This is a genomic window from Thermoplasma sp. Kam2015, from assembly GCF_003205235.1.
Lineage (GTDB): Archaea > Thermoplasmatota > Thermoplasmata > Thermoplasmatales > Thermoplasmataceae > Thermoplasma.
On sequence record NZ_QJSM01000008.1, the window covers coordinates 1 to 10,894 of the forward strand.

Sequence of the window (10,894 nt, forward strand, 5' to 3'; positions counted from 1 at the left end):
ATTCCTTGGCGGGATCGCTGCCAATGCAATTAACCTTTATTCTAATTCTCTGGCGTTTCTTTCAATAGGATTTAGGTCAGAGAGATGGGTGGCCATCATCGTTGCATCCATATGTGGCATAATCATTATTCCATAAGGAATAGAGTTTAAGTTTTAAATTATGGTTTTGCAATACATATAGAATAGATCAATTTATCGCCATTGCGCAGAATAATAATTATAAAGCGGTGTATTTAAGACATCTTCAAAGTTCATGGCAAACATATTCCTTATCTTTTCCCGATTTATGGATCCTATAGGTATCAGAAAAAAATAGGATCAGTTTAAAAAAAGTTAGAGGTTTGGGGGGAGCAGTAATTCTCCTTCTTCGGACAAGAGATACACGGACTTCTCTCAACGAATTTATTTATAAATTGTCTTCCCACATTCTTTTGTATCATCCACGATAAACAAGTTTACGATGCTTGAGCGGGATCGATGAGATCCGAATTCACGCCTGTGGAGATCGATTTTATCATTGAAGCAGGAATATCCGAAGCCTCAGCTGAGGATCAGCTCACTGAATTGCTATTTTGAGGCTTCTTCATTTTCTTCAAAAAAATCAACTATGCTCCGGTCGGGATTTGGACCCGAGTCGGGGGATTGAGAGTCCCTAATGCTTGGCCGGACTACACCACCGGAGCTTTGAGGGAAATTTCATTTAGACATTTATTCTTTTTGATTGGCAATCCGCATGAATGATGCACCGCCTTTCAAAGCATAAATATATAATAATGCGGATAGAAACACAAATGCCGCCATCGTGAATATCTTCATATTCTGAAATTCCTTGGAATAAACAAATGAACCTGCAAGTATGAGTATTAGATACATGGGTAGCCACATTCCGTATCTCATATCGATCTTTCCTAGCCCCTTCTCCTTAAACAAAATCAGCAATATCGGAATGAGAAACAACGCTATTATCACTACTATCTTGGTGAATGGCGTTATGAAGGCTATCAAACCAGCCAGCACAAACACCACAGGCTGCACTATACCATATAAACCCTTAAGCGTGCTATCTCTACCCGGAACTTTACGAAGAACACCTGAGGATGCGGCTGGACCAATAAATGATATCAGAAGAAGCACACCGAGCGCCTCTATTATTGAATGCCAGTTTTTGAGTGTAAGCAGTACCACTGCAGATATTGCAAAATTAAAAAGCAGTGCGACTCTTGGAATACCGCTTTTGTTATCAACATTGACGAAAAATGATGGCATGAATCCGTCCTTCGCGAGCGCATAGGTTGCTCTGGAATTGGAGGCTATTGCAGCCATGGAGGATCCGCTTGGAGAATAGATGGAATCAGCGATTATAAGTGAATAGAGCCACATCATGTTGAAATACATCGCAATATCGGCAAATGGTGATGAGAGGAACAGATCCGCCCAACCATGAGCCAGCAATCCGGAAGGAATGGAACCGATGAAAGATATTTCCAGTATTATGTAAAATACGAGCGAAAACACTATGACCAGTATCAGGGCGATGGGGCCATCTCTAGCTGGTCTTTTTGCTTCGCCGGCAAGATTTATCACAGCTTGGAAGCCCAGATATGAATAAATTATACCGGCTGAGACTATGGCCGCAAGTATGGATGATGGCCCGTAGGGAACGAAACCGTAAGCGGTAAAGTTATGAAATTTGAAGGTCAGTAAGATGAGCGTAAGCATGGTTATCGTTGGGACGACTATCTTTAGCGCGGTCAATCCATTGATTATACGGGCAAAGGTCCTGACTCCGTAATAATTTACAAGCACAAACAGAAACATGAATCCAATGGCTATTGCAAGCCCCTCTGACGTCAGTGAACCATCAATGAATATGCCATTGACGTATGAAGACATGTATTCAACAAGCGCGCTGGCCTCGCTGGGCGGATTCATAGTATATGCAAGCCAAAGAGCCCAGCCTGTGATAGATCCTGCGATCTTTCCATGGGTATACAGTGGATATCGAACCATGCCACCGGCTTCTGATCTGAAACTCATAAGATGGGAAAATGTCAACCCAACCAGCAATACCAGTATGCCTCCGATGATCCATGATATGATAGACGCTGGGCCGGCAGCTCTGGCGGCATAAAGCGGGGCAAACAGCCATCCTGACCCGATCACCCCGGTTATGCCTATCATGAATAGATCAAGTATCCCGAGCTCTTTCCTCAGCTTTCGATCCTCTTCGACGTATCTTCTCTCGTTGATGTATTTATTACCGTAGTTGCCTGGAGTCGTTCCGTCCATTTCTACTGTCGATGAAATTTTCATATAAAATTCTTATGATGTATGCAAAGGCATGCATTGTATTACCGCGATTCATAAAATATAACGACAATTCAGCAGAGCATAATGTCTGACCGTACATGGATTGCCGATATTGAATAAGCATCATCGCCTCGCCACTGATCTCATCAGCCTGTTTCCTATGATTACAATGCTGATAGAAGCAAATATGGCTATTGTAAGCACAGGTGACCATATCATAACCGGATCATGCGGATTTCTGTATATCAGAAGCGTGCCCATCACCGGTGCAAGCGGCGAAATGAAACCGCTTATCAGCTGTGCAGATCCGAAGTATTCGCCACGTCTGTCCTCTGGTGCGATTTTTGAAATTATGGAATTAGTAACCGGAGCAAGTATGTTTTCGCCTATGGTTATAAGGACTATATCAAGACCAAGGAGGATTATGCTATGTATGAAGGCGAGGATGAAGAAGCCAATTCCGTACACTATGGTTCCAAGAGCCAGCTGATTGAAACCGTTGAATCTCTCTATGGCGCGTATTATTGGCATCTGCAAAGCTATTACGGTTATTCCGTTTATGGAGTAAAGGATACCTATCATGCTGTTCGGAATCATGTATATGACTGAGAGGAAGAGTGTGAGCGTTGTGCCCCACTGCCCAGATACGAAGTATGTAACGCCGATCAGCGCAGCAACTATGATAAAATACCTATCAGAAAAGGGCACATTGAAACGGCCCGTACTTGTTCTGAGCTTACCTGTCTCATTCACGAGGAAGTAGTAGAGAAGAAATTCAACTATGGCTCCACCAGCGCCGAATATGAAGATGTAAAAATACGAATAATCGGCGAGAAATCCACCAATGGCTGGGCCGGCACTGAACCCCAGATTGCCGGCTATGCGCAGGATGCCAAATGAACCGGTTCTCTCCCCTATACTCGTTACATCTGAGACTATTGCATTGTCCGCTATCCACTGTATGACCGATATGGGTTCTATAGTCAGGAACTCCGCCATGATCACCATGACTTTTGCACGGTACAGGATAGAGAACGCAGTTATCATCATTAGCGCAAAGAGGAATATAGGTATCGCCAGCGATATTTTTCTCCGGCCGAGAGTGTCCACAAGATTACCACCGTAAACTGAAAACGGAAGTGCTATGATCGCTGTCAGAAGGAAGAGTACTCCGCTAACGTATACTGGAAGACCTCTAATCTCCGTGAGGTACACCGGAATAAATATCCAGATCTGAGATCTTGCAAGGACCCTTATAAACTGGGCTCCTGACACTGCCTGCATCTGCTTTCTGATAAGGATAGATCTGTACGTAAATGATGTCTCCGGCAAAAGTATACCTTCCGCGGTAATTGCCAGAGATGGTATAATCGTTGCGCACGATGCGTTCAGCTATTTCAGAATTTCATGGATTCATTTGTGCGTGCTGAAATGATCGATGAACCAGTATCTGCTTTCAGCGGGGCACAGTATCATGGTGTTTGGCGTGACACCAGTCATCTCTATATTTTCCATTATCTCCCTATGCTTGTTCTCCCAGGTGAGAACCTCAAGATCCGGAAACATCGCGTATGTAAGCTTGTGTTTGGCTCTGAACAGCGAATCGGTAACCTCCGAGTTCACTGTGCCTGGATCTTTCCAGTAACCCTCGAGATATGAATTCAGAGTCGTGTTCATTATATCCAGCACATTAAATTTTATAACGAACTCTGGCGAAGATCTGTTTTCCTCCACATACTTCTGGTAAAGGTCCCTGTATTTTTTCTCATCGACTCCCCTGAATGATACCTTGTCTGCAAGCAGATCCTCGCTCATAAGTTTCTTTATTTCTTCGCCGTAAAGGCCATGGTCGTAATCGTAATGGGTGAGATAGGTCACGTATATCCTGCTTGGGTTCATTGAGAGTATGTACCGCAACATAGCGTTATAGCTGTAGCCCTCTATTTTTTCATGGGCTTTACCGATGGTTGCCACAAAAAACATAGTTGTATAGTTGAACTTATTATAAAGATATTAGCGAACATATGGATATCGTATGCAAAAATATTCAAACATTTATATCTTATTCTTATATTATCATTGCTGTATAGCTATGGTTATCAAACGAATACGAAAAAAAGGTATAAAATAGAATATTTCCATACCGGAATCGTTGTCGTCGAAGTACAGGATCTCTAGATACAGCACGCTGATACTTGTCATAGCAATCGTTGCAATCATAGCCTCATTGACAGCCTATGGCGGTATATGGCCTCCGGCGTCTGTTGTTGAATCCGAGAGCATGCAGCATTCTAATAGATGGGAATTTGGAGTGATAAATACTGGGGACATAGTGCTGTTGAAGAAGGTTCCTGACCCGGTGAAGAACGTTATAACATACGTTGTTGGAAGAGATATAGGGTATAAGACCTATGGAGAGTACGGAGATGTTATACTCTATACCGCGCCCAATGGAGAGGTTATAATACACAGAGCCATGTTCTATCTGTCATGGAACAACGGCACTCCGGTGGTCTACGGATACCATAATCAGAGTTGGATCAGCGTTACCAAGAGTTACGTGATAATCTACGACTGCAGTTACAACGGAAGAAACCTGTACGTGAATCTTCAGGGACTCCAGGGGGAAGACGGATTCATAACCGTCGGCGATCATAACCTTGCCACATCAACATTATTTGTGGCAAAGTACGATGCATACATCGCAGCGGATCAGAATATATTCGGCTATCCCCCAGTGAAACCGCAAAATGTGGTTGCAGTCGCATATGGACAGATACCATGGCTCGGACTCATAAAGCTAAATATAATGCGCCTATACGGAGAATGGCCCTACTACAGTGAAGTGCCGGAGTACGCCTATGATTATTTATTTATAACGCTGTTCACAATATTTGTGCTGCCTTATATCTCATATTATTCTTATAAAAAATTAAAAAAATGAGGTGTTCAGACTTTTATCGTCGGCTGGCCCTCATGCCAGTTAACCGGGCATAGCCCGCCAGACTGCAGTGCCTCGAGTACTCTGAGAGTTTCCTCAGTGCTCCTGCCCACGTTATCATCCGTTATCACAACATACTTCACAATGCCGTCCGGATTGATAATGAACAGGCCCCTCTGGGCGTTTCCAGTCTCCTCATTGTATACATCGTAAGCTCTGGCTATTATGCCCTTCCTGTCCTCGATCATGGGAAACTTTGCCTTCGCAACTCTCTCATCGTGCTCTACCCATGCCTTGTGGACGTAGACTGTATCCTCGCTTACTGACATTACCTCGGTGTTCTTCTTCTTGAACTTCTCATAGTCCTCTGCGAAACCCTCGACTTCTGTTGGGCAGACGAATGTGAAATCCGCAGGATAGAAGAAAAGTACTACCCATTTTCCTCTGTAGCTGCTGAGTCTAACTTTTTTTACTTCACCATTTACAAAGGCATTAGCCTCGAAATCAGGTGCCGCTTTATTTACAAGAGACATAATGGTATATCACTAGGTTGTTTATAATAATTATCATCTGATTGTTTTTAAAAATAATATTTATTAATTAAGCTGATAATATAGTTATAGATAAAAATTATCCGCCCAAATGCGATAAGCGATGATATACCAAACGCAATCCAATATTATACGGATATAGAGGCAAGCGAATGCGATCCATCTCCGAATGCCTCTTCGCTCAATGACTGACATCAGTACGAGAGATACTAATATATACCTCTGACTACCTATGAGGACGAGAGCGTGTATAGATGATGATCGACGACAGCAAGATCAGTTTTGTCATTCCCACAATCAACGAAGAAGGTACGATAGGATCGGTGATAGATGGGATAAGATCGGATTTCAAGAACTCCGAGATAATAGTGGTCGATACCAATTCCACCGACAGAACGAGGGAGATAGCGAGATCAAAGGGCGCAAGGGTTATAGAGGAACCGAGACGCGGCTACGGTAGAGCCTATCAGACCGGTATTCCAGCTGCATCTGGTGAAATCATAGTCTGCATGGATGGCGATGGAACCTATCCTACAGACATAGTGAAACCGCTGATCGAAATTCTCATACTTGATAGGGTTGATTTCATCTCCTGCGACAGAATCACCTTCAGGACAAGCACCAACTATACCACGCTCCATTATGTGGGGAACATGGTTCTGAACATCACAATACGCATACTCTTCAAGGTGAGGATGGTTGATTCTCAGAGCGGTATGTGGATATTCCGATCGGATCTCTACAGGAAAATGAAGAATCTGGGTAATGGCATGTCGTTCTCGCAGAATATAAAGATAGAGGCCGTTAGACACGGTGTCTTCATAGAGATACCCATAAGATACGGCGTCAGGATAACAAAGCCAAAACTCAAGACATGGCATGACGGTTTCCACAATCTCTTCGCTTTGTTTGTGAAGCGTGTGTCGGAATGATCACTTCAGTACCTTGATATAGCCCATGACAGTCAACGATATTGCCGGTATGGCCAGCGCATAATCATAGAGAGATGCGCCGGTGATGGACATCACGGACAGTATCAGGAATGATATCAGTCTTCCAGAAACAAGGTAGTATTCTCTATTTATCCAGTAACCGGAGGAGTATTCTATTCCGTCAAGGAAATTCATGAAGCTTGACATTGCGGCGTTGCCCAGTGGCGTCATGAGAAATGTTATGATACCGGAAGCCACGAACACCGCTGCCACAGCATATGATCCATCTATAAGATAAAGAAACGATGAAGCAATCACAGAGGCTATGAGCATCCTGTATGATGAACAGATCCACTTCTGCATGTACATCGAGGAGATGTTTGAGGCTATGACGACAAGAGCCGCATATGTACCAAAGAATCCAACGAGCAGATAGTCGTGCGTCAGGTAGAATATGTATATGGGCACAAATGTTGTGATCACTATTGTCAGCATATTCGACAGCAGGAAGAATATCTTGAAACGCATGTAATCTGGATTTCCTATCATCGTGTCCCTCAAACCGAAGCTCATCCTCTTCTCACCGTTCTCCCTTATGCTCATGGCGATTAAGCCAGCGACGATGAGGAGTGCAGCAGAGATGATGAAATCTATCCTGTATCTAGCTATGCCTGTGCCATGTGCCTCCGATACTATGAACCCAGCAAATAGAGGCGCAACAAGCCCAGCTAAGCTTGAGATTGCAGAGTTTGTGGATAGGAAGTTGAACCTGTTCATCTTCCTCGTTATGGCCTGGCTCAACGTATTGTTGCCTGCCCAGAACACGCCCGATGGAATGCCATAAAGAAGTCCGAAGGCAAAGGGAACATAGAACGGCCCCTTAACGAATACCATGCCGAAAATTATGAGGGATCTAGCGATGGTGCCTATGGAAAACAGCGTTCTGGCATTTGTCGCTCTGAGGAGATATCCAGAGACCACGAACATCATAGTCTGTGTTGACTGGATGGCTGCCTGATACTCCATGACGCTGAGTATGCTGAATTTCGTAAAGAAGAGTATGTTGACGAATATCCCGAACATACCGTTGGCAAAGGCGAAAAGATTGTACGAGACGTAGTATCTGACCAGATCGGATCTGGCCATCGATCTCCCAGGTCTTATCTTGGATTTCTGATTGTTCAGATTCAATTGCCGTCTAAATGATGCGCATAGATCGCTTGTATATAAATATGCTCAGGTACGTACCATTATCTTTGCATGATGAGCGAAACAGAGACAGAGATGCTAAATTTAAATACACCCTACAGATCTTTCTTTATGCTCTTCAGGAAGAAGTCTGACCAGAAGAAGAATGACGGAAGGGTCAGATACATAGACCTTGCCAGATACCCTCCAGAGAACTCTCCGGAGGATCAGAAGATGGTCAAGGTTGCCGAGATATACACCTATGAGGATCTGCTTGAAGCCAGCCGTTTTGTTTACAACGGAAATATTCTGATGGTTGACGTATCTGGTGTAACAGACGACGTTTCCTCAAGGAGAATAATGGAAAAGTGCGCAAGCATAGGCAAGGAGATCAACGGCGATGTGGCGAAAGTATCAAAGAACATGATAATGATCACTCCCAACGGAATAAAGATAGATAGGGAAAAATACAGAGGGAGCATGAGCCTAGTTTAGGGGCCTCAGATCGATGGCCTTGATCTCGCAGTGAAAAGCTTCTCCCCGCGGTATATCTTCAGGATTATGATCATGCCTATCGTGATGACCGTAGAGGCCATAAGATAATCGGCAGAATATCCGAAGAGAGTTGTCACCTCGCCCGATACAAGGCCTCCAAATATCTGACCAACGCCGAGAAGGGAGTTGTACAGCCCTATAGCTTTGCCTCTCGTCTGCTGCGTGGCATTTCTAGATACATAGTTCGTCTGGCTCACACTGATTATGCTCCATATACCCCCGAGGAATGAATATATCCCAACGGCTGAGATTATTGCAATATCTCTTGACGTTATACCTGGTATTAGAGCGGAAAGGCCGAATATTATTATCCTTGCTGTGACCGCAAGGAAGAGTGCGGTTTTGCCGCCTATCCTTTCCACTATGCGCCCGGAAAAGATAAACGAAACGGTAGAAAAAGCTGAGTTGAACATGTACATTAAGAATATCAGGGTATTGTTTGCGCCGAAATTTATGACCATTACCGGGTATGGAACAAAGAAGATCTGGAAACCGAACATCAGGAAGGCGGTCATAGCTATGAACATGACAAGGTTTCTGTCTAACCTGTGCCCGTTATTCTTTCCGTTCAATCGCATGAAGTGTATGACTGCTGTAGGAAAATACCGCGTCCTCTCTATAACACGGAAGGTATTTGCCGGTATGGCATTTCTGTTAAGGTTTCTGGATGGCTCATGTATGAACTTAAGCGCCATAATGCCTGCTATTAGATAAATCATCGATGAAACTATGTACACATACGGAAGCGCCGAAGGCCTGTAATAGAATGTTATCAGTGCCGTTCCTAATCCTAGCCCCAGAACGGAACCGATTCCAGAGGTCATGCTGAATTTTGATATGATTTGGGGCCAGACTGATCGATCGTTCTGCTCAAGGAGCATGATGGTGGAAACGGGTACGCTCGCCATCGCAACAACCTGAAAAGCTATGAGTATGGCGAGGTACTGATAAATATCCCTGACAAAAACCACTGGCAAGAATGATACGAACGCACCGAAGAAACCAATCAGGACAAATATCTTTCTCTTCGATACAGAATCAGAAAGATCACCCCAGAATATAAGCGCAGGTACCGAAGCGGCTGATGAAACTGCCGATGCAAGGCCAACGAAGAAGACGTTGGAATGAAGATAAACGACCACAAAAAGCGGTATCATTGGGTTTGTGATGCCAGAGGCCATGCTGGACATCAGATAGCTAATGAACCACCTGTTATCGGGCAATACATCACGAATTTGAGGAATATCTGGGCACTATATAATCGTTCCCTGCTTATGAACGCTTTGAAAAATTATGAATATGCTGATATACGGAAACATTTGCTATCAGACCGATCGGTGATTTCACTTGTATAACAGGAATGAAGAATATATTTTCCAGATCCTGAATTTCGGTTTTCATGAATGTAAAAAATTCAATTTTTTGCGGGAAGCAGTGGATGTCCAAATACACGGTGATGAGACATACATGGTGCAAACTCTTCAGCAGAGGGACGCTGATGCATGCCGATCTGAATGCGTATCACATCATGATAAAAGTGACGCTGCCTGATCTTTTGCCGAAGGGAAAGGTATCGTGTTATACCGGGGGGAGTTTGAGCATCATGGAAGTTATAACTTCTAAAGATGAGTGCTTAAAACGTTAACAGGAACCATAATATTCTAACATGTTCCATAGATAATCTCTGCAGCATGGATCGCTACCAACTTTTTTAAATCCGTATATGATATGCTTTTTGTGTTATTGATAATTGGAGATTTCATAGCCTTTGTCATAGCAATAGTAATCACGCTGATCATAGCTTCAGTTCCGGTGTGGCTGGCTGGTAAGATCGTTTCCAGAAGATCAACCTTCGGGCAGGCCATGGCTGCAACGCTGCTTTCACTCATAATATTTTACATATTCTTCTTCATATTTTCTCTTTTCACTCCTTTTATAGGCGTCATATTCGGTTTTATAGGATCTCTTTGGGTATTTAAAGAGGTTTATAGTATAGGATGGATCGATGCTCTCTCGCTCGCCATAATCGCCATCTTTATAGCCGTGATAATCTCGCTGCTGCTTGGGGTGTTCCTCTTTCCAGTCATACATATCGGTATAATAAGGGGACACTTCATTGGATCTCCATTCATTAGAGGTCAGCTTTGGATCAACTGAACCGCCCGGATCGGTGAAGAAATAGAATCTTTCTATTTATAGAAAAGTTAGGGGTTTGTGGGAAGCAGTAAAGCTCTCTTCAGACATGCGATACACTGACTCCTCTCAATGGAAATATTCATACATGGTCTTCCTAGGTTATGGTTTCTGTTAACCATGTTAACATCCACCTTTGGAAGTTATCATCTCTTTGATGCTTAAACTTCGCGGGTATAACCCAATACCCTCTATCCCGTCAAATGCTTCAGGGATTGCCTTTC

General features: G+C 43.6%; 10 protein-coding genes and 1 tRNA gene. 4 read left to right on the forward strand and 7 right to left on the reverse strand.

The window, feature by feature from the left end; genetic code table 11:
- Window positions 1–608: 608 nt before the first annotated feature.
- The 4 genes from DMB44_RS00770 to DMB44_RS00785 form a co-directional block, all read right to left on the reverse strand.
- Window positions 609–683 (reverse strand) — tRNA-Glu (locus DMB44_RS00770).
- A gap of 25 nt (window positions 684–708) precedes the next feature.
- A complete protein-coding gene (locus tag DMB44_RS00775; RefSeq protein WP_110640165.1) occupies window positions 709–2,289 on the reverse strand; it encodes an APC family permease in 1,581 nt (526 codons plus the stop codon).
- 144 nt (window positions 2,290–2,433) lie between these two features.
- Entirely contained in the window at window positions 2,434–3,642 is a 1,209-nt protein-coding gene (locus DMB44_RS00780) for an MFS transporter (RefSeq protein WP_110640166.1), read from the reverse strand.
- Between the two features lie 81 nt (window positions 3,643–3,723).
- Window positions 3,724–4,293: a hypothetical protein gene (locus DMB44_RS00785; protein ID WP_237265202.1), complete on the reverse strand. Its 570-nt coding sequence runs from the start codon at window positions 4,291–4,293 to the stop codon at window positions 3,724–3,726.
- 169 nt (window positions 4,294–4,462) lie between these two features.
- On the opposite strand from DMB44_RS00785, the gene DMB44_RS00790 reads away from it, so the two are divergent.
- Window positions 4,463–5,254 (forward strand): S24/S26 family peptidase, encoded by a 792-nt coding sequence (locus DMB44_RS00790; protein ID WP_110640167.1) that lies wholly within the window; start codon window positions 4,463–4,465, stop codon window positions 5,252–5,254.
- A 5-nt stretch (window positions 5,255–5,259) separates the two neighbouring features.
- On the opposite strand, the gene DMB44_RS00795 is transcribed toward DMB44_RS00790, so the two are convergent.
- The gene (locus tag DMB44_RS00795) at window positions 5,260–5,784 is read right to left on the reverse strand and encodes a peroxiredoxin (protein ID WP_110640168.1); all 525 of its coding nucleotides are present in this window, start codon (window positions 5,782–5,784) and stop codon (window positions 5,260–5,262) included.
- 272 nt (window positions 5,785–6,056) lie between these two features.
- On the opposite strand from DMB44_RS00795, the gene DMB44_RS00800 reads away from it, so the two are divergent.
- Complete coding sequence (locus DMB44_RS00800; protein ID WP_110640169.1) at window positions 6,057–6,734, forward strand: glycosyltransferase family 2 protein; 678 nt, start codon at window positions 6,057–6,059, stop codon at window positions 6,732–6,734.
- Here the strand turns inward: DMB44_RS00800 and DMB44_RS00805 are convergent, their stop codons facing one another.
- Window positions 6,735–7,925, reverse strand: a complete 1,191-nt coding sequence (locus DMB44_RS00805) for an MFS transporter (protein ID WP_237265203.1) — start codon at window positions 7,923–7,925, stop codon at window positions 6,735–6,737.
- A 129-nt stretch (window positions 7,926–8,054) separates the two neighbouring features.
- On the opposite strand from DMB44_RS00805, the gene sepF reads away from it, so the two are divergent.
- Window positions 8,055–8,417 (forward strand): cell division protein SepF, encoded by a 363-nt coding sequence (sepF, locus tag DMB44_RS00810; protein ID WP_110640174.1) that lies wholly within the window; start codon window positions 8,055–8,057, stop codon window positions 8,415–8,417.
- A gap of 5 nt (window positions 8,418–8,422) precedes the next feature.
- Here the strand turns inward: sepF and DMB44_RS00815 are convergent, their stop codons facing one another.
- The gene (locus tag DMB44_RS00815) at window positions 8,423–9,700 is read right to left on the reverse strand and encodes an MFS transporter (RefSeq protein ID WP_110640170.1); all 1,278 of its coding nucleotides are present in this window, start codon (window positions 9,698–9,700) and stop codon (window positions 8,423–8,425) included.
- Window positions 9,701–10,214: 514 nt separating this feature from the next.
- Between DMB44_RS00815 and DMB44_RS00825 the strand changes: the two genes are divergently transcribed.
- The gene (locus tag DMB44_RS00825) at window positions 10,215–10,634 is read left to right on the forward strand and encodes a hypothetical protein (RefSeq protein ID WP_110640175.1); all 420 of its coding nucleotides are present in this window, start codon (window positions 10,215–10,217) and stop codon (window positions 10,632–10,634) included.
- Window positions 10,635–10,894: the final 260 nt, after the last annotated feature.